Source organism: Halobellus rarus (genome assembly GCF_024494595.1).
Classification (GTDB): Archaea; Halobacteriota; Halobacteria; order Halobacteriales; family Haloferacaceae; genus Haloquadratum; species Haloquadratum rarum.
In genome coordinates, this window is the sequence record NZ_JANHDI010000001.1 from 14,642 (window position 1) to 34,398 (window position 19,757).

16 protein-coding genes are annotated in these 19,757 nt (G+C 67.4%); 9 read left to right on the forward strand and 7 right to left on the reverse strand.

Annotation, left to right across the window (positions count from 1 at the left end; all coding sequences use genetic code 11):
* Positions 1–2: 2 nt before the first annotated feature.
* Positions 3–1,733 carry an ABC transporter permease gene (locus tag NO876_RS00090; protein ID WP_390277117.1) on the reverse strand — a complete coding sequence of 577 codons (1,731 nt, stop codon included), beginning with the start codon at positions 1,731–1,733 and terminating at the stop codon, positions 3–5.
* A 157-nt stretch (positions 1,734–1,890) separates the two neighbouring features.
* Positions 1,891–3,042 (reverse strand): thiamine ABC transporter substrate-binding protein, encoded by a 1,152-nt coding sequence (locus NO876_RS00095; protein ID WP_256419644.1) that lies wholly within the window; start codon positions 3,040–3,042, stop codon positions 1,891–1,893.
* 116 nt (positions 3,043–3,158) lie between these two features.
* Between NO876_RS00095 and NO876_RS00100 the strand changes: the two genes are divergently transcribed.
* Together NO876_RS00100 and NO876_RS00105 are read left to right on the forward strand one after the other, a co-directional pair.
* Positions 3,159–4,217 carry an AI-2E family transporter gene (locus tag NO876_RS00100; RefSeq protein WP_256419645.1) on the forward strand — a complete coding sequence of 353 codons (1,059 nt, stop codon included), beginning with the start codon at positions 3,159–3,161 and terminating at the stop codon, positions 4,215–4,217.
* A gap of 177 nt (positions 4,218–4,394) precedes the next feature.
* Positions 4,395–4,712, forward strand: a complete 318-nt coding sequence (locus tag NO876_RS00105) for a HalOD1 output domain-containing protein (RefSeq protein ID WP_256419646.1) — start codon at positions 4,395–4,397, stop codon at positions 4,710–4,712.
* Between the two features lie 29 nt (positions 4,713–4,741).
* Here the strand turns inward: NO876_RS00105 and NO876_RS00110 are convergent, their stop codons facing one another.
* The 3 genes from NO876_RS00110 to NO876_RS00120 form a co-directional block, all read right to left on the reverse strand.
* A complete protein-coding gene (locus tag NO876_RS00110; RefSeq protein ID WP_256419647.1) occupies positions 4,742–7,426 on the reverse strand; it encodes a DEAD/DEAH box helicase in 2,685 nt (894 codons plus the stop codon).
* A 78-nt stretch (positions 7,427–7,504) separates the two neighbouring features.
* Entirely contained in the window at positions 7,505–7,684 is a 180-nt protein-coding gene (locus NO876_RS00115; RefSeq protein ID WP_256419648.1) for a hypothetical protein, read from the reverse strand.
* Between the two features lie 91 nt (positions 7,685–7,775).
* Positions 7,776–8,018 carry a ferredoxin gene (locus tag NO876_RS00120; RefSeq protein WP_256419649.1) on the reverse strand — a complete coding sequence of 81 codons (243 nt, stop codon included), beginning with the start codon at positions 8,016–8,018 and terminating at the stop codon, positions 7,776–7,778.
* A 105-nt stretch (positions 8,019–8,123) separates the two neighbouring features.
* On the opposite strand from NO876_RS00120, the gene NO876_RS00125 reads away from it, so the two are divergent.
* The 3 genes from NO876_RS00125 to NO876_RS00135 all read left to right on the forward strand — a co-directional run bounded on the left by NO876_RS00125 (position 8,124) and on the right by NO876_RS00135 (position 11,626).
* The gene (locus NO876_RS00125; protein WP_256419650.1) at positions 8,124–10,691 is read left to right on the forward strand and encodes an ATP-dependent DNA helicase; all 2,568 of its coding nucleotides are present in this window, start codon (positions 8,124–8,126) and stop codon (positions 10,689–10,691) included.
* A 43-nt stretch (positions 10,692–10,734) separates the two neighbouring features.
* Positions 10,735–11,259, forward strand: a complete 525-nt coding sequence (gene cgi121, locus NO876_RS00130; RefSeq protein ID WP_256419651.1) for a KEOPS complex subunit Cgi121 — start codon at positions 10,735–10,737, stop codon at positions 11,257–11,259.
* A gap of 133 nt (positions 11,260–11,392) precedes the next feature.
* Positions 11,393–11,626, forward strand: a complete 234-nt coding sequence (locus NO876_RS00135) for a Sec-independent protein translocase subunit TatA/TatB (protein ID WP_305882793.1) — start codon at positions 11,393–11,395, stop codon at positions 11,624–11,626.
* Between the two features lie 221 nt (positions 11,627–11,847).
* Here the strand turns inward: NO876_RS00135 and NO876_RS00140 are convergent, their stop codons facing one another.
* Entirely contained in the window at positions 11,848–12,474 is a 627-nt protein-coding gene (locus NO876_RS00140) for a DUF7344 domain-containing protein (protein ID WP_256419652.1), read from the reverse strand.
* Positions 12,475–12,734: 260 nt separating this feature from the next.
* Between NO876_RS00140 and NO876_RS00145 the strand changes: the two genes are divergently transcribed.
* Positions 12,735–13,550: a DUF8054 domain-containing protein gene (locus NO876_RS00145; RefSeq protein WP_256419653.1), complete on the forward strand. Its 816-nt coding sequence runs from the start codon at positions 12,735–12,737 to the stop codon at positions 13,548–13,550.
* A gap of 329 nt (positions 13,551–13,879) precedes the next feature.
* Here the strand turns inward: NO876_RS00145 and NO876_RS00150 are convergent, their stop codons facing one another.
* Entirely contained in the window at positions 13,880–14,422 is a 543-nt protein-coding gene (locus NO876_RS00150; RefSeq protein ID WP_256419654.1) for a DUF7344 domain-containing protein, read from the reverse strand.
* Positions 14,423–14,802: 380 nt separating this feature from the next.
* On the opposite strand from NO876_RS00150, the gene NO876_RS00155 reads away from it, so the two are divergent.
* The 3 genes from NO876_RS00155 to NO876_RS00165 all read left to right on the forward strand — a co-directional run bounded on the left by NO876_RS00155 (position 14,803) and on the right by NO876_RS00165 (position 19,635).
* Positions 14,803–16,140 carry a choice-of-anchor W domain-containing protein gene (locus NO876_RS00155; RefSeq protein ID WP_256419655.1) on the forward strand — a complete coding sequence of 446 codons (1,338 nt, stop codon included), beginning with the start codon at positions 14,803–14,805 and terminating at the stop codon, positions 16,138–16,140.
* 178 nt (positions 16,141–16,318) lie between these two features.
* On the forward strand, positions 16,319–18,031 hold the full coding sequence (locus tag NO876_RS00160) for a vWA domain-containing protein (protein ID WP_256419656.1): 1,713 nt from the start codon (positions 16,319–16,321) through the stop codon (positions 18,029–18,031).
* A gap of 125 nt (positions 18,032–18,156) precedes the next feature.
* On the forward strand, positions 18,157–19,635 hold the full coding sequence (locus NO876_RS00165) for a vWA domain-containing protein (RefSeq protein WP_256419657.1): 1,479 nt from the start codon (positions 18,157–18,159) through the stop codon (positions 19,633–19,635).
* Positions 19,636–19,757 lie beyond the last annotated feature (122 nt).

Here is a 19,757-nt window from a genome sequence, read left to right on the forward strand (position 1 = left end):
CGTTAAAACCCTCCCCGTCCGCCGTACCGACCGCCGAACCGTTCGATGATCACGAAGCTCAGACTCGTGACCGCGAGCAGGAGACAGCCCATCGCCGTCGCCGGGCCGAGCCGCCGTCCGAGATAGCGCTCGACGGCGACGGGCATCGTGTAACTGGTCGACCCCTCCGCGAGGACGACCGTCGAGTCGAATTCGCCGATCGAGATGGCAAAGGCGAACGCCGCGCCCGCGACGACGCCGGCGGCGACGAGCGGCAACTCGATATCCACGAGCGCTCGCACGCGGGTCGCACCGAGGCTCCGCGCGGACTCGACCAGTCGCGGATCGAGGTTACCCAGGAGCGGCGCGACGTTCCGCGTCACGAACGGGTACGCACCGACCGCGTGGGCGGCGACGACCGCGAGCGCGCCGGTCACCTGAATTCGCGTCCCGAACACCTCCGTTCCGAAGACGAGGCCGCGGAGGAGCCCGAGGCCGACGACGATCCCCGAGACGGCCAGCGGGGCCATCGCGAGCGCGTCGACGGCGGCGCGACCGGAGAAGTCTCTCGTCGTCAACACCGCCACGGCGACCCCCATCGGTACCGCGACGAGGAGCGTCCCGAGCCCGAACCGCAGCGAGTTCGCGATCGCCGGGAGCGGCCGCACCTGATAGGACGCCCCCGTCTGCTGGCGTTCGAGGAGGAACAGGTAGTGTTCGAGCGTCAGCCCGCCTCCCGGTCCGGTCAGGCTCGCGAGCACCATCGACGCGATCGGCCCGACGAACACCGCGAGCACGATGACGCCGTAGGCGGCGATACCCGCGCGGGTTCCGACCTCCCGCGCGGTCCACGTCTCGGGCCACAGCGTCCGTCGGGGTTGCGGCCGCGCGCCCTGTCCCGATCCCCGATTGCGACCCTCGTAGCGGAGGTACCAGTACGTCAGGCCGATCGATATCGCCGTCTCGACGACGGCGAGCGCGGCCGCCTCGGCGTACGCGAGGTTCTGGATCCGCGAGTAGATGAACACCTCGACGGTCGCCAGCTGGAAGCCCCCGAGCGCGAGCACGATCGGGAACGATGCGAACGTGAAGACGAACGTCAGCGTCGCGCCGATCGCCACGGCCGGCAGTAACTGGGGCAGCACCACGTCGCGGAACGCCCGCGTCGGCGACGCGCCGAGGCTGCGGGCGGTCTCCACGGCGGAGGCGTCCACGCTCTCCCAGGCCGCCGTCGTCACCCGCGCCACGAGCGGCGCGTTGTAGAACGCGTGAGCGATCACGATCGCCTCGAGCGTGAACAGCAACTCGACGGGCGGGAGTCCGACTGCGCCCAGCACCGCGTTCAGGGTTCCGTTCTGCCCGAACGTCGCGACGAACCCGATCGCGACCATGATCGAGGGCATCACGAACGGGAGGATCGTCAGCGAGCGCAGCGTCTCCCGGCCGGGGAACTCGAACCTCGCGAGCACCCACGCGCCGGGGAGCCCCAGGAGGACCGACGCGACCGTCGACAGCAGGGCCTGATACGCGGTGAATCCGAAGATGTCGACGAGGTAGAACCGCGAGGAGAGCACCGAGACGATCGGTTCGACCGTCGGACGGCCGTCGACGAAGACCGCGTCGACGAACACCGTCGCGACCGGATAGTAAAAAACGACCAGGAGGATCGCCGTCGTCGCGACCGCGGCCAGCGCGAGCGCGCGTGCCTCGACGCGATGGCCGACGGAACGCGTCGACGCCCGAACGCCGGACAGGCGAGTCCACGCCGTCGCGGCGGCGTCGCGGAGGGCAGCCCTCACGGTCGCTGTATCGCCGCCGACGCTCGCTCCTTCGGATTCGTCGTCGCCAGCGTCGGCCCTGTCGTCGTCGCTGACGTTCGACGTTTCCGACGCGTCGCTGCCCACGTCGCGGTCACTTGCTGGCGAACTGTCGCTCCCACGCCTGGGTCCACTCACTCACGTTGTCTCGAAGTTCGTCGTACGTGAAAGTGACTGCTTCCGGGGGGGCCTGCGCGTACTTCGCGAACTCCTCGGGGAGGTCCGCGGTCGTCGTCGCCGGGAAAGCGACGTTCCGCTGTGCGATCTCGCCCTGGACGTCCGGCCGCAGCATGAATTCGAGGAACTCCCGGGCCAGTTCGGGTCGATCTGTGCCCTCGAAGATCGACATCCCCTCGGGGTAGGCGTAGCCCTCGTCGTTCAGGAATCTGATCCGATGTTTCGCGAGGTCCTGACCCTCCCGGTTGGCGTACACCTGATCGGTCGAATAGGAGACCACCATCGGAGCCTCCTCCTCTAAGAACGCGTTGTACGATGTCGACCAGTCCGAGAGGACGCGAACGTCGTTCGCCTGCAACTCCTCCCAGTAGTCGAGGTACCCCTCGGGACCCTTCGCGTCGATCGTGTGCAACAGGAACGACTTCCCGGTCGCGCTCCCGGTCGGGTTCTGCGTGAGGAGGTCGCCCTCGAAGGCCGGATCGAGCAGTTCGTCGAACGTCTCCGGCGCGACGTAATCGCCGTCCTCGGCCATCGTCTCGTTGTACACGACGCTGACGTAACTCGTGTCGTAGGGGACGATCCGCCCGTCCGGATCGAAATTCAGACCCTCTTTCACGTCCGTCTGCCCCGCGACGCCGTCGAGTGTCGTGAACAGGCCGTCGTCGAGTCGCTCGTCGATCCGGATGAGCATGTCCACGTTGAGACCGACGTAGACGTCGGCGTCGATGTCGACGCCCCGCATCGAGCGCTCGATGTAGTAATTGATCTCGCTGTCCGGGGTCGCGAAGGTGAGCGTCGCGTCGAACTCCGATTCGAAGGTCTCCTTGAGCCACGGCCCGGGGCTCGTCGACGGCGCGTCGACGAACGCGCCGTAGGTCGAGACGACGAGTTCCGGGGGCTCCGACCCCGCCGTTCCCGCCGTCGTCGCCTCCGAGCCGGTGTCGGCTTCGGTGGCCGTATCGCCGTCCGAGCCGCCACTGCCATCGCTTCCGCCGTTTCCGCCGACACAGCCGGCGAGCCCTGCGACGCCGCCCGCGCCGACCGTTCGTACGAACGTTCTGCGCCTCATTACTAGGTAGTTTCACCGAGTGGTACTTAACCGTGATGCATCCGTGGGGCCGGTCCGACGATTTCGGCGGTCGCCCCCGGAGCAACGCTCTTGGCGATCCGCCGTGAGTCGTATCCGTGACCCGGACTCGACGATACGCGCTCGGGGCGGTGTTCGTCCTCGTGGGCGCTGCGGCCGCGTACCTGCTGCAGTCGGTGCTGGGGACCGTGTTCTTCGCCGTCACCGTCGCGTACCTGCTGTGGCCGGTTCGGCTCGAACTCGTCTCCCGCGGACTCTCTCGTCGGGTCGCGAGCGGCCTCGCGACCTTCGGTGCGTTCCTGATGGCCGTACTGGTGTTCGTTCCGCTCGCGATCGTCGTCTACCTGCGTTTCGAATCCTTCGTGGCGCTGATCGGGTTGCTCCCGAACGAACTGAACCTCGACGTGTTCGGGTTCCAGTACGCGATGACGCTGGACGCCCTCACGTCCGTCGTCGTCGATATCGTCGAACGGAGCGCCCGACGCGCCGCCACCGCGGCACCGGTTCTCCTCCTGAAGGCGACGCTCTTCGTCTTCCTGGTGTACTCGCTGCTCTCCTACGGCGAAGACGCCCAGAAAGCGGTGACCGCGCTCGTCCCACCGGGGTATCACGACGCCGCGGCCGCGCTGAACCGGCGTACTCGGGAGACGCTCTTCGCCATCTACGTCCTCCAGGCGGCGACCGCGCTCGGGACCTTCGCCCTCGCGCTCCCCGTGTTCTACTTTCTCGGATACGATTCGGTCGTGACGCTCGCGACCGTCTCGGCGGTCCTCCAGTTCGTTCCCGTCGTCGGCCCGAGCGTCCTGCTCGCGGGACTCGCGGCGTACCACGTCGCCCTCGGCGAACTGCTCCGCGCGGCGCTCGTCTTTCTCGTCGGCGGCTTCGTCATCGCGTTGCTCCCCGACGTCCTCATCCGGCCGCGACTCGCCCGCGAAACGGCCGACATTCCGGGCAGTCTCTACTTCGTGGGATTCTTCGGCGGCGTGCTCACGCTCGGGCCGATCGGCGTCGTCGCCGGACCGCTCGTCGTCGGCCTGTTCGTCGAGTCGGCGGCGCTCCTCTCCTCGGAGTTGCACCCGGCGGGGAGCGGTCCAGGTCCAAGTGTGGGTGACGGCGAAGAGACTGGCAACGACGGCGAGGACGGCGAAGAGCCCTAACGATGGCGACGGCAACGGCGACGACGATAGGCGCTCGGACGCCACTGAAGCGGACGGCGTCGGACCCGACGACGCCCCGGCGGCGTCCTCGCGGTCCCGATCGGACCACGACCGTCGATTATCGAATTCGATACTTTCGACGCCAGTCTTTATACGATCCGATTGCAACGAGGCCGTATGTCAAAAGCAGGTGACTTCCGGCGCGGTTCTCTCGACTCCTGGTCCGTCCTCACGCAGGAGAACTGGGAAGACGAAGGCGAGTTTCTGATCCGGCTTGCGGACGCGCTCGACGGTCTCGACGGGACGGACGACGACGTCTCTCTCTACGACCACGTCGAGATCGAGGCGCTGACCCGTGCGTTGCTGCCCGAGACCGAATCCCGAGCCGTCTCGGAGGTCCGGTTCGAGTATCAAGGGTACGAGATCCGTGTCACGCACGAGGGCGTTATCGCGGCGAATCCGTTGCCCGGCGGCTCCCGGCCGTTCCCCGAATAGGGTCGCCGTCTCGGACAAATCGCCGCTCGCTACTCGTAGTCGCTCCCGACGACTTCACGGATCCGCTCGGCGGTCACCTCGCCGATCCCACTGACCTCGCGAAGGTCGTCCTCGCGCGCGGTCATCACCTGCTCTACCGTTCCGAACTCCTCCAAGAGCGACTGCGCCGTGACGGGGCCGATGTCACCGATCGAGGAGACGACGTACTCCTGCTGTTCGGCCAGCGTCTTCGCGCTCTTCTCGCCGTGGACGCTCACCGTCCGGTCCCGCTCGGTCTGCTCGCGTTCGGCGATAGTGAGGAGCAACTCCGCGGTGTCGTCCTCGTCGCGCGTCTGCAGGACGCTCACGTCGAAATCGACCGCTAGCGACGCGAGCGCGCCACGGATCGCTCCCGGATGGACGTTCCGCTCCTCGTAGAGGCCGTCGCCCTCGACGATCAACACCGGGCGGGCGTACGCCCGCGAGAGGTCGCCGATCTGCTCGAAGATGGAGCGCTCGTCGCCGAGGAGCGTGTCCAGGAAGTCCGCGACCGACTTCCGCTCGACGGCGACCCGATCGGAAAGGACGTAGTCACCGACGGCCAGCGTCTCCAGGCGCGTGCGGACGCCCTCGCGCTTCGAGAGCTCCTTCGCGATCGACGCGTCGAGCTCCCGCTGGTCGACGACGAGCTCCGTCTCCTCGTCGTCGCCCTCGGCCGTCGCGACGATTCCCTCGTCGCCCTCGGCTCCGTCGCCCCCGGTGGTTGTCGATTCCTCCTCGGTAGCGACGCCCGCGTCTGTATCCGTTGCCGTCGACTCGCTCGCGTCCGTATTCGCCGCTTCCGACCCGTTCGTATCCGTATTCGCCGCTTTCGATCCGCTCTCGCTGTCGGTCTCTCCCGTCGACCCGTCCGGATCGTCTCGGGCCCGCTCGATCTCCTCGTCGGTCGGGCCGAAGTCCGTGAGCCCCGCCTGGCCGTTCTTCTGCGCTCGCGTCTCGGCGTCGACGGACGCGCTGTCGCTTTCTTCGGTGTCTTCGCTCTGTCCGCCGCCAGCGCTTTTCTCTCCCCCTCCGCTGCCGTCGCTCCCGTCGTTCTCGTCTTTGCTCTTTCCGCTCCGTTCGTCGCCCTTTCCGCTACCCGCGTCTTCGTACGCTTCTAACGCCTCCTGCGGCGGGTTCAGCTCCGACTCGATGTCGCCGGCGACGCTCTTCAGGTCGCGCAGTTCCGACTCCATCTCCTTCTCGCGGCGGCGAGAGATCCAGAAGTACGCCTCGTCCCGAGTGTCCTCGGCGAGGAGGACGACGACGCGGCCCTCAGCCTGCCGGCCGGTCCGGCCCTTCCGCTGGATCGAGCGGATGGCCGTCGGCACCGGTTCGAAAAAGAGCACCAGATCGACTTCGGGGACGTCGAGTCCCTCCTCGGCGACGGAGGTGGAAACGAGCACCTCGAACTCGCCGTTGCGGAAGTCGTCGAGCGTCTCCTGCTGCTCCTTTTGGGTCATCCCGTCGGAACTCTCCTTGTCGCCCTGCCCGACGAACCGGCGGACGTCGAACGACGCCGAGAGGAACTCGGTCAACGCCTCGGCGGTGTCGCGCGACTCGGTGAAGACGATGACGCGCTCGCCCTCCTCGATGCCGAGCGTCTGCGCGAGCAGGATCCGCGCGCGGGAGAACTTCGGGTGCGTCCCGTCGTAGCTCTCGGCCAGGCGCATCGCCTCTCTGACCTTCGGCTCGGAGACGAGTCGCTGGCTCGCCTTCGACGCCCCCGAGGAGCGCGCGGCGTTGCGCTGGCGTTCGAAGTACCGGCGCACGGACTCGACGGACTGCGTCTCGACGAGTTCGACCGCCCGCCGGAGCTTCATCACTTCCGCGTGCGTCGACATCCCCTTGTACCCGTCCGACTTGTCGGCGTCCATCAGCTCCTGGAGCTTCCCCCGCATCCGGTTCAGTTGCTTCTGGGAGACGTCGGGCTGGGTCGTGTTCGTCACGCCGAGCGACTTCAGTTTCTGCAGACGGTCTTTGATCACCTCGTTGAGCGCGTCGCGGATCTGCAGGATCTCGTCGGGGAGCTGGATCCGCTCCCACTCGACGGAGGTGTCGTGGGTGTACTCGTCGACGTCGGCGTCCGCTTCGGTCATCACCTCGACCTCGCCGATCCCGAGGTTCTGGCACACGTCCAGGATCGCCTCCTTGTCGCCGCCGGGCGAGGCGCTCATCCCGGTCACGAGCGGGTCGGTCGCGTTCGCGTGATACCGCTCGGCGATGTACACGTAGGCGTAGTCGCCGCTCGCGCGGTGACACTCGTCGAACGTGAGATGCGTGACGTCGGCGAGCGAGATCCGACTCCCGACGAGGTCGTTCTCGACGACCTGCGGCGTCGCGATCACGATCCGCGCGTCGTCCCAGGCGTTGGCTCTGTCCTCGGGTCGGATCTCGCCGGTGAAGACGACGATCTCCTCGTCGGGGATCTCCAGCGCCTCCCGGTAGAAATCGGCGTGCTGCTGAACGAGCGGTTTCGTCGGCGCGAGAAAGAGCGCCTTCCCGCCCGTCTCGTGCAATCGATGCGCCGTCACGAGCAGGCTCACGGTCGTCTTCCCCAGACCCGTGGGGAGACACACCAGTGTGTGGCTCTCCCGTGCCGTGTTCGCGAGTTGGACCTGATAGTCCCGGCGCTCGATGAAGTCCGGGCTCAAGAGCGGATGATCCACGTAGCCGGGATCGTCGGTGGCCGCCATCACGCTGGGTTGGGCGTCACCGCTGTTAAGGGTTCGCCGAGGACGGTGAAAGTGAAATCGGGGAAACCGGCGCCGGATTCACCGATTTCTGTCCGAGTCGACGCCGAACTCCGAACCGAACCCGTCACGACGGTCCTCGCCCACGTAGGCGTCGGCCGGTGGGCCGGCATCCTCGCGGTCCTCGACGGAGTCCGGCAGCGACGCCCCGATCAGCTCTGCCCACTCCGAGAGGTTCTGCCTCTGGTTTCGGTGGCTCATATTCGTCCCTCGGGCGTAAAAATCTCCAGCAACGTATATAACGGTTGTGCTGGTGCAGCGTTCAAGACCGTCGACCGTCAGTCCGTCCGACTCAGACGACCCGCTCGCCGTCGTCGTCGTACAGTTCGATGGCGTCGACGGGACAGGCGCGCGCGGCGAACTCCGCGTCCAGTTCTTCCCCGTCGGGGACGTCGAGTTCGAAGACGCCCTCCTCGACTTCCGTCGATCCCTCTAGGTCCGCTTTCCCAGCGTCCATGTTCTTCTGGAAGGCGTCCCACTCGTCGACGCACTGGAACATCCCGATGCAGGTCTCGCGGTCGTAGCGAATCTTCATACCCGCCGTTCGGCGAGGGGGAACATATCGGTGGCGGCGTCATCCTCAGATTCCCCCGGTCTCGACTCCGACCGTTTAAAACCGAGGACGGCGTACCTCGTCTCGATGCAACCGGAGGAGGTGCCCGAACTGCCCGAGGGGGTCGCCGCCCACCTGCGCGGGGAGGGAATCGAGGAGCTCTATCCCCCGCAGGCCGCGGCCGTCGAGGCCGGCGTCACCCGCGGCGAGAGCGTGGTCGCGTCGGTGCCGACCGCCTCGGGGAAGACGCTCGTCGCCGAACTCGCGATGCTCTCGAGCGTCGCCCGGGGCGGAACGGCGCTCTACATCGTCCCGCTGCGGGCGCTCGCCTCCGAGAAGAAGACCGAGTTCGAACGCTGGGAGGAGTACGGCTTCGACGTCGGCGTCTCGACCGGCAACTACGAGTCCGACGGCGAGTGGCTGGCCTCCCGCGACATCGTCGTCGCCACCTCCGAGAAGGTCGACTCCCTCGTCCGCAACGGCGCGGCGTGGATCGACGACCTGACCTGCGTCGTCGCCGACGAGGTCCACTTAGTCGACGACTCCCACCGCGGGCCAACGCTCGAAGTCACGCTGGGGAAGTTGCGGACGCTCAACCCCGGCCTCCAGGTCGTCGCGCTCTCGGCGACGGTCGGCAACGCCGACGTCGTCGCCGAGTGGCTCGACGCCGAACTCGTCGAGTCCGACTGGCGGCCGATCGACCTCCGGATGGGCGTCCACTACGGGAACGCGATCTCCTTCGACGACGGCAGCCAGCGCGAGGTCCCCGTCGGGTCCGGCGGGCGACCGACCGCCGCCCTCGTCGACGACGCGCTCGACGGTGACCCTGACGAGGACGCAGATGGAGCGGACGACCAGGGCTCCTCGCTCGTCTTCGTCAACTCCCGGCGGAACGCCGAGGCGTCCGCGAAGCGTCTGCGAGACGTGACCGACCCCCACCTCACCGACGACGAGCGCGGGCGACTCGCGGAACTGGCCTCGGAGATCAGAGACGTCTCCGACGCCGACACCAGCGATACGCTCGCGTCCTGCGTCGCGAAGGGCGCGGCGTTCCATCACGCCGGCCTCGCCTCGGAACACCGCTCGCTCGTCGAGGACGCCTTCCGCGATCGACTCGTCAAGTGCATCTCGGCGACACCGACTCTCGCGGCGGGCGTCAACACCCCGAGCCGCCGGGTGATCGTCCGCGACTGGCGGCGCTACGACGGCGAGTTCGGCGGGATGAAGCCGCTCGACGTCCTCGAGGTCCACCAGATGATGGGCCGGGCCGGTCGTCCCGGCCTCGACCCCTACGGCGAGGCCGTCCTGCTCGCGAAGAACGCCGAGACGCGCGACGAACTGTTTGAACGATATATCTGGGCCGACCCCGAGCCCGTCCGCTCGAAGCTCGCGGCCGAACCGGCGCTGCGGACGCACGTCCTCGCGACGGTCGCCTCGGGGTTCGCGCACACCCGCGCTGAACTCCTGGAGTTCCTGGACCAGACGCTCTACGCAACCCAGACCGACGACTCCGGTCGGCTGGAACACGTCACCGACGACGTGCTCGCGTACCTGGAGCGCAACGGCTTCCTCGAACGGGAGGACGACTCCCTGACCGCGACGAGCGTCGGACACACGGTCTCGCGGCTCTATCTGGATCCGATGACCGCCGCGGAGATCATCGACGGCTTGGAGTGGGCCGAGGCGAACCGCGGGGAGATGGTCCGCGCGCTCTCGGGGGAGGACGCGGCGTCGGACGCCGCTTCGACACCGTCTTCGGACGCCGCTCCGACGCCAGCGTCCGGCGATCCGACGGAGGCGGGGTTCCAGCGTGCCAGCGAGTTGGCGTCGGGAGCGGGGGACGAAAACGGAACTGACGCCGATGAGACGGCCGACGAGGACGAAACCGACGCTGACGAGACGACCGACGAGAACCTCGACGGTCCCACCTACCCGACGGCGCTCGGGCTCTTCCACCTCGTCTCGCGGACGCCGGATATGTATCAGCTCTACCTCAAATCGGGAGACAGAGAGACCTACACCGAAATCTGCTACGAGCGCGAGGCCGAACTGCTCGGGCGCACGCCCTCGGAGTACGAGGACGTCCGCTTCGAGGAGTGGCTCTCGGCGCTGAAGACCGCGCGCCTCTTGGAGGACTGGGCCGACGAGGTCGACGAGGATCGAATCACCGAACGGTACGGCGTCGGCCCCGGCGACATCCGCGGGAAGGTCGAGACCGCCGAGTGGCTGCTCGGCGCGGCCGAACGGCTCGCCGGCGAACTCGACCTCTCGGTCGTCCCCGTCCGCGAGGCGAAAAAGCGCGTCGAGTACGGCGTCCGCGAGGAACTGCTGACGCTCGCCGGCATCCGCGGCGTCGGCCGCAAGCGCGCGAGACGGCTCTACGAGGCCGGGATCGAGACGCGCGCCGATCTCCGGGGGGCGGACAAGTCCGTGGTCCTCCGGGCGCTTCGCGGACGGCGAAAGACCGCCGAGGGGATCCTCGAGAACGTGGGCCGGCAGGACCCGTCGATGGAGGACGTCGCGAAGGCCGATTCCGCGAACACGGAGCGGGCGGGCGGTCCGGCGGGGCAGGACGAGGGACCGTCGCAGCCGGCGTCGACCCGCGCCGGCGAGGACGACCCGGAGGAACAGGCCAGCCTGGGTGATTTCGGATGAGCGCCACGAGGACGCCGTCGGCGGACGACCGGGGGGGTTTGCGATGAAACTGGTGGAGGGGACGGTCGACGTCGACGACGTCGACGCGTTCGTCGCCGCCATCGACGAGATCGCCTCGTCGACCGACACGACGATCCAGGCCTTCGACGCGCGGTACGTCGTGAGCGAGCGTCACCTCGAACGCGCCGTCGAACTGGCGGACCGGGCGTTCGAGCGGGGCGAGAACGTCGCCCGCGAGCGCGCGGTCGAGATCCTCCTGTACGCCGCCGGTCGCCGGCAGATCACGAACGCGCTCGAACTCGGCGTCTCGCCGGGCGAAAACCGCGTCGTCGTCCTCGTCGACGCCGCTGACGCGGACCCGAGAGACGGGCCGCCTCCGAACGAACGCGCAGCGGCGGAGGCGATCCGTGACCGCGTCCTCGACGGCGTCGAAGCGACGCTCGGCGACTACGACCCCGAACGCGTGCGAGAGTTTTTCGACGTCTCAGACGCGGAACTCGACGTCGTCGACGGCGACCTCGAAGCGCTGGTACTCGAACGGGTGGCGCTGCTCGTCGTCGAGAAGTGAGCCGCCGTGTTCGTGCCTGTTTCGCGCGAGCGCCCCAGGCTGTTCGAACGACCGCGTCGAACGGGACCATCGCGCCGAACGGCGGATCGGTAGGGCAGCCATAGTTATCTCCGTTCCTGTCCTTCCCGGTGGTATGGACATACTCCTACCGGCGTTTATCGGCATCCCAGGCGGTCCGGAACTGCTCGTCGTCCTCCTCCTCGTCGTCCTGCTGTTCGGCGCGGACAAACTCCCGAAACTCGCTCGCTCCTCCGGGCAGGCGATGGGCGAATTCAAGCGCGGACGTGACCAGATCGAAGACGAACTCAGAGAGGCCGCCGAACCGACGTCGGCCCACACCGATGGGGAGGCGGTCGAACGTGTCTGATTCCAGATAGCGCGATCGAACGGCACCATTCGATACCGAACGCGATTTTCTCCCGGACGTCGAGTCACGCTTCCGCGGTACAGTCTGGTTTGCAACTACTCACTCGCCGATCACACGCTGTCGTGCGATCGAGTACGTGACCAATTTCGAACGCGACTATCGCGGTCGCTCTCGGACGTGAGATCACGGCGGAGAGCGGCACAATCGACAGTCCCGGATGGTTACGCTTCCTCGGCGAGTTCTCGCGGGGGCTCGACCTCCGGCGGCGTCGCGGTGTTTCCGATGAGCGTCCGGCGGTCGCGGATCGTGTGGACGCAGCCGGCGACGGTGAACGCGGCGGCGACGAACAGCGCGTACCCGAATCCGCCCACGTACGAGAACGGAGCGAATCCGAGCGCGGCGACCACGACCAGAGCCGACAGGACGCTTCCCAGTACGAGGTAGAACTGACTCCACGGGATGTCGTCTCGGGGCACCACGTCGAGGTAGATGTCGAACGCCCGGACGTGGTCCGTCATCGTGATCGTTCCCCGGTTCTTGTCGTACTCGACGACGCCGAGTCGATCCATCGTCGGGAGGTGGGTCTGGTGGAGCGCGGTGTATACCCGTTTTCGCTGTTTCGGCGTCACCGCCCGCCGCTCGATCCGGTTCTCCCAGGCCGCAATCTGCTCGGAGAGGTCGCGGACCGTCACCGAATCGTCCACCTGCGCCAGGTAATGGAGGGTGTACCGACGACGCCGACTGCTCAGCGTCTCGAAGACCGTCTCCGTAGACAGTTCACGGTCCGTCGGGGTGTCCGAACTGCCGGCGTTCTCTTTGGTTTTTGATATCTGTGCCCCGCGTTTCATACCGATCTATTGACGGATACGAATATGAATCTATCTATCATGGAATACGGTGGCGTTAACCACGGTCACTCGTCGGGGTACTGGCGGAGTAACTGCCCGTTTGTGGGGACGTAGGGATTGCAACTGACCGCGATTCAGACGTGATCGGTAGATGTGAACTCGTAAACGCCCAGTAGCTCGCCCTCCACCGTACCGCCGGCCTCACGGCGGATATGCCGATCATACCTATGGGTTTCGATGGCCTTATCGGAAGGAGAGAGATGAATCGACAACCATCTATATCGATACTGACACGAATTCGCCGCCCGGAGTACACCGGTGCCAACCGGTGTCTCCCCTGCACCGTCGTCAACCTCGTTCTCGCGGCGGCGCTCACCGCTGCGGTGGCACTCGTCTCGCTCCCAGTCGCCGCCGCCGTCGCTGCCGGGTCGCTCGCGAGCATCTACGCTCGCGGCTACCTCGTCCCCGGAACGCCCGAACTCACGAAGCGATACCTCCCCGGCCGCGTGCTCGCGTGGTTCGGGAAGGGGGGCACCCCGATCCCCACCCACGATGCCGACTTCGACGTCGTGTCGTTTCTCGATCGGTCCGGGGTCGTCGTCGACGACGGCGACGACGTCGCGCTCGCACCGAGCTTCGAGCGTCGCTTCGAGACGGCCGCCTTCGACCTCGACACCGAGGCGGCGATGACAGCGGCCGCGGCCGATCTGCTCGCTGTCGCCCCAGATCGCGTGTCGTTCGTCGCCGGCGGTGCGTCGTGGCGCGTCCTGGTCGACGGTTCGATACTCGGGCAGTGGGAGTCGCGGGCGGCGTTCGTCGCCGACCTCGCCGCCCACCGCACGCTCTCGGCGTGGACCGACGAGTGGGCGTCGGTGCCGGACGCCGCCCGCGGCCGGACGCTCTCTGCGGTCCGCGCCTGTCTCGAAACCTGCCCCGTCTGCGAGGGCGACATCCGACTCGGGACCGAGACGGTGAGCTCCTGCTGCCGCGAATACGAGGTCGTCGCGGCCACCTGTGCCGACTGCGACGCCCGGCTCTTCGAGACCGACGCGCGGGCCGTGGCCGCTGCGGCGTGACGGCGCGACGGTTCTTCGGCGGCACCGGATATCGACTTTTTCGGCGGCGGAACTGGGACTTTTGCGACGCTTCCGGACGCTCCGATAACACGTTCCGACTGGCCCCGCGGCCGTTCCGACTGGCGACTTGCGCGTGCATCCAGCGTCGCCTCCACAGTTGATCCCGGATCGCCTCCGAGCGGCGTACCCTCCGTCGTCTTCTCGAACGCTCCCGACACGCCCTCTCGACCGAACGATCGGGGGCAGAACCCGTGCCGTCAGACGTCCGTCTGTGCCGTCGTTCGTCTACCGGGCACCGAGAACTTTTCAGCGCAGGACGTCCGATAGAATCAGAAGACGCGGGCCCGGAACCGCGCGAATCGACCGCGCGCGCCGAGTCGCGCGGCCGCCAGCTGGTAGGCTGTCGAAAGGGCGAAGCACACGAGGAACGCCGTCGACGGGACGAGCGGGTCGACGGCGGCGAAGCCGGGGACGGAGGCGAGCGACGCGACCGTCGTGAACAGTCCCACGACGCCGAGCGCGCGGTAGTACTCGCCCCAGGTCACGCCCGCCCGCGTGGTGACGTCCATATACCGCCCGAGGTGTCCGGCCTGCGGACACACCGATACCAGCTTTCGGTCGGGATCGTACACGACGAGGCCGAGCTCGGCCATCTTCGGGAGGTGCGTCTGATGGAGCGCGTTGTAGACGCTCTCGCGGAGCGCCCGCGGCGCGGGGCTCTGACCGGACTCTGTCGCCGCGATCCGCTCGGAGAGCTCACGCAGCGAGAGCGCTTCCGGGTGGGCCCACAGCTCGGCGAGCGTCTCCCGCCGGCGCGCGTTACTCAGTACCTGGTACACCTCCACTTCCGGAAGCACGGACCGCTGGAACATCGAATTCTCAGAGGCAATCGCGGAGTATAGCCATGGACGGACTATCGTTTCGCTCCGATCGGCACGCTCACCGTACGGAACCGAGGTCTGATCCCTCCGCATCGGTACGTGTGCCGGACCGATCGGTATGCGCGGCGGACCCGGCCGGTATGCGTGGCGAAGCTGACCGGTACGCGTTCCCATCTCTCCCGGTACGGCCGCTATACGCGGCGGTACGGCCCTCGTATCCGGCCGCCGAATCGCGTAACGTGACCCTGAAAACGGCCGTTTCGAGGTTCAAAACCGTTGAATCGGTGCATAGGTAATACCCCCCGAGCTGTGGGGTAATTCGTCCCGAAACGACCGGTGACGGTCTCACGGTCCGACGGGAGGACAAACCAATGACGCAAGACAGCGAACCCCAACTGTACAGCCTCTCACGCCGTAAAATGCTCGCCGGTCTCGGTGCCGTCGGCCTCGCCTCCGCGGGTGCCGGTCTCGGTACCTCCGCGTACTTCAGCGACGAGGAGAGCTTCGAGAACAACACCCTGACGGCCGGGACGCTCGACCTGCGCGTCCGCTATGAGGCCTCCTACGACAGCGGCGACACGGTCGAGAATATGGCCGACGCCGCGATGGGAACCCAGGACGGGTCGCCCGCGGGAATGTTCTACGACCTCCAGGACGTGAAGCCGGGCGACTCCGGTCACGTCGAGTTCTGTTTCGACATCGTGGACAACCCCGCCTACATGTGGGCGTGCGGTGACCTCTCCCAGGCCGAAAACGGAATCACCGAGCCCGAGAGCGCGGTCGACGACACGCCCGAGCTCGGCGAGCTCGGCGACAGCATCGTCGCCCGGCTCTCCTACTGCGACATCGACGACGAGGAGCTCGTCGAGGGCGAGGAGATCGTCTCCGGATCGCTCGTCGACGTCTTCGCGGCCATCGCGAACGGCGCGGCCCTCGACGGCGACGGCGTCGCCGGTCTCGCCCCCGGCGAGCAGTCCCCGTACGACGAGGAGGTCGTCGGAGACGAAGAAGCATACATCACCGGCGCGTGCCTGTGCCTGTTCTGGGAGATCCCGTACGAGGTCGGCAACGAGATTCAGTCCGACTCGCTGACGATGGCGCTGGAGTTCCACGCGCTGCAGGCCCGCCACAACGACGGCACGACGAACCCCTGCACGCCGACGGTCACCACCCGGACGGGCGAGGGCTTCGCCAAGCAACAGGAGTTCGCCACCGAGCAGGAGACCTCCTTCGCCCGCGGCCGATTCGGTAACAACGGCCCCTCGGGCTCGTGGGAAGTCGCCGTCGGCCCCGACGTCGGGAGCGCCGACACGGCCAACTACGTCTGGACGCCCGGTGACACGGTGTCGTTCAGCTACGCCTACGACGGCAGCGGTACCGCCTCGTTCACCCTCGACGGCGTGAACGTCGGCAGCGGAATCCCCGCGCCGAGCGGCAAACTCGCGATCACGACGAAGGCCGACGAGGCCACCGTCAGCGTCGCGAACCTCGCGCTCGACCTCGACGGCGTCCCGGTCACCCTCAGCGGCCCCGACGCGATCTCGGCCAGCAACGACGGGTCCGGCCGCGAGGTCACCTACCTCGTCTTCGACACCGACGCCGCGGACGTCGCGAACGCGTTCGCGATCTCCGGCGACGTCACCGTCGACGTCCAGGGCGACTACTCTGGCAGCGAGGAAGGCGTCGCCTTCGACATCAGCGTCGAGTGAGCGCCGCCGTCGACAGCAGCGCCGCCGTCGACAGCAGCGCCGCCGTCGACAGCAGCGCCGCCGTCGACAGCAGCGTCGAGTAATCGACACCTGACACCCTCCGCGACCCTGACCGGCCCGCGGGGGTGAGACACCACCCCACCACACCAAACATTCCCGACCACACGGACCAAAACCAATGACCAACGATCCCAAACAGTACACGTTATCGCGCCGCAAGATGCTCGCCGGAATCGGCGTCGTCGGCCTCGCCTCCGCGGGCACCGGCCTCGGCACGAGCGCGTTCTTCTCCGACGAGGAGGAGTTCGCGAACAACTCGCTCGTCGCGGGCGAGCTCGACCTGCTCGTCGACTGGCAGCAGACCTACGACTTCGGCGACGGCCACACCTTCGTCAGCGCCCACCCCGACCACGACGGCGACGGCGAACAGTCCATCGCGGCCGACAACGACGCCGGGCAGCTCCGCTACAGCGACTTCCCGGACGAGGACGACGAGGACAGCAACGGCGCGAACATCCCGGTGCTGAACTGCGAGAACATCCCGCCGCTCTCCGAGGCGAACTTCGGCGTCGATCCCGTCACCGGCGAGGAGATGGACACGCTGGTGCAGTTCACCGACGTGAAGCCCGGCGACTCCGGCGAGATCACCTTCTCGCTGCACCTCTGTGACAACCCCGGCTACCTCTGGATGCAGGCCGACAACGTCTCCGAGTCCGGCGGAATCCACGCCGAGCCCGAGATGGCGGTCGACCCCGACAACCTCCCGGACCTCGCCGGCGCGATCCAGGCGACGCTCTGGTACGACGAGGACTGCGACAACGTCTACGACGGCGCCGATCCGGTCGACATTATGCTGACGCTGGACTTCTCCGGGTCGATGCTGTACGACCAGTACGGCGGCGTCGTCAGCGACGACGAGATCCAGATCAACGGCACGACCCACCCGGAGACCACGAAGATCGACCTCGTCGAACTCGGGACCCGCCAGTTCGTCGACTACCTGCAGTCGCAGAACGCCGACGCCAAGGTCGGCGTCGCGTACTTCGACGGCGAGGGAAGCGACGACTCCGAGCCCCGGACCGGTATCCTCCAGGCGATGACGACGGACCTCTCGGTCGTCGACGGCGCGCTGTCGGGACTCCGAGAGAAACTCGCCAACGTCGTCAGCGGCGGACCCGGCTCGACGCCCTTCGACGGCGACGGCGACCCGAACCCGTTCTCGAACGCGAACTCGATCGCGACGGGGACGTACATCGGCGAGGGCGTCGACGACGCGCAGGACGAACTCGCGGCCAACGGCCGCTCCGGCGCGGAGAAGCGTAACATCGTCCTCTCGGACGGCGAATCGTTCAACGGCGGCGGGAGCACGTCCTTCGCGTCCCCGCAGGACGCCGCGGACGACGCCCGAGCGGCCTCCCCGTCCCCGGAGACGGACGTCTACACCATCTCCGTCGGCAGTGCGAACGACGGCGTGCTCCAGGCGATGGCCGGCCCCGCCGGCGGGTCGGGCGGCGACCCGGCGTTCTTCAACGACGTCGACGATCCGCTCAACGTCCCGAGCGTGTTCGGGAACCTCGCCGCTCAGACGGTCGCAGAGAAGGTCATTATGCAGGACACCCTCGACAACGTCCTGGCCGCGCTGGCCGACGGAAACGGCGTCCCGCTCGACGGCAACCGCGCGACGATCTACGACGAGCTGAACGACGACCCGACGGACCCGGACCGCGAGGCGTTCCGCGGCGACGGCGTGATGCACTGCGTCGCGCTGTCGTGGGAGCTCCCGTTCGAGGTCGGCAACGAGATCCAGGGCGACACGCTCGGCTTCGATCTCGGCTTCTACACCGAGCAGGAGCGCCACAACGACGGCTCCGGCCCGGAGCTCGCCGCCTGAACCGTGAGCACGACCCACAGCGGCGGTAACGGGGGTTCGACTCCCCCGGTGGGTTCTCTCCCTCCATCTGGGAAGGGAGGACAGCACCGCGCACGGACCACGACACAGACGATCGAATCAAGACAATGACACCAGACGACGAACTACCGCTGTACAACCTCTCTCGGCGCCGCGTCCTCGCGGGCCTCGGAGCGGTCGGCATCGCCTCCGCCGGTACCGGTCTCGGTACCAGCGCGTTCTTCTCCGACGAGGAGGAGTTCGCGGACAACACGCTGCAGGCCGGGACCCTCGACCTGAAACTCGACTACAAGGCGACGTACCTCGGCGGCCCGGGCCGGCTCGACGCCGTCAGGGCGATGGGCTACCCCGACGCCGAGGAGATTATCGAAGACGACGAATCGACGGGCCGGTACCTCCTCGCGCAGGCGCCCTCGCCCGCAGATATGCAGGAATGGGAGGATCTCGTCCAGGGGGAGCAGTTCGACTTCTGTAGCCCCGAGGCCGACGAGTACCTCGAGAACGGCGACGGGATCCCGATGTTCACCATCTCGGACGTCAAACCGGGCGACTCCGGCGAGGTGACGGTGAGCATCCACATCTGCGACAACCCCGGATACCTCCGGATGGTGGGCGAACTCACCGGCAACGACGAGAACGGCCAGACGGAACCCGAGATCGACGCCGAGGGCGAGGACGCCGACGGGATCGGCGAACTCGCCGACGCCATCGAGGTCTGCGTCTGGTACGACGAGGACTGCGACAACGTCTTCGAGCCGACCGGCACCGGTCAGCAGCAGGAACTGGAGGTCGCGCTCGTCTCCGACGTCTCCGGGTCGATGGGCGGATCGGCGCTCTCGTCGCTGAAGACGGCCGCGACGAGTTTCGTCGACAACCTCTCCTCGCCCGACGAGGCCGCCGCGATCTCGTTCAACAACGGCGCCACGACGGATCAGGAACTGACGACCGACTATCAGGCCGTCAAGGACGCGATCGACGACTACAGCGCCGGCGGCGGCACGTCCATCGCGGCCGGGATCGACGAGGGCGCGGACGAACTGCTCAACGGGACGAACGCCACCCCCGGCGCGTCGAAAGTGATGATCCTGCTGAGCGACGGCAACTCGACCGCGTCGGCTGCAATCTCGGCAGCGAACGCCGCCAAGGGAGCCGGAATTCGGCTTTTCACGATCGCGCTCGGGAGCGCGAACACGTCGCTCCTGCAATTCCTCGCGAGTTCCCCGGACGACGCGTTCGTCGCGCCGGACCCGGCGGACCTCGACACGGTGTACGCGGAGATCGCCCAGATCGTTCTCGGCGGCGAACAGAAGATCGCCGAGGGGACGATGGCGGAGGTGTTCGCCCAGCTCTCGGACGGTATCATCCTCGACGGGAACAGACAGGAGGACGGTCTCCAGCCGTACCCGGGCGCGACGACCCAGTGCATCGGCTTCGAGTGGACGCTCCCCGCCGACGTCGGCAACGAGGTGCAGTCCGACTCGATCGGCTTCGACTTCGGCTTCGAGGTCGAGCAGTCGCGGCACAACGACACGCCGTTCGCGACGCCCGAGCCCGCGCCGGCGAACTCGACTGACACCGGAAACTGACACCGACGACGACCGACACCGGCTGTCGCTGTCGATGCTGCGGAACGTCCCCAGCACCGCAGTCGGCCGTTCGCTCCGAACGATCACCCCGGTAACGACGCCATGCCGCGGAGTACGGGCGC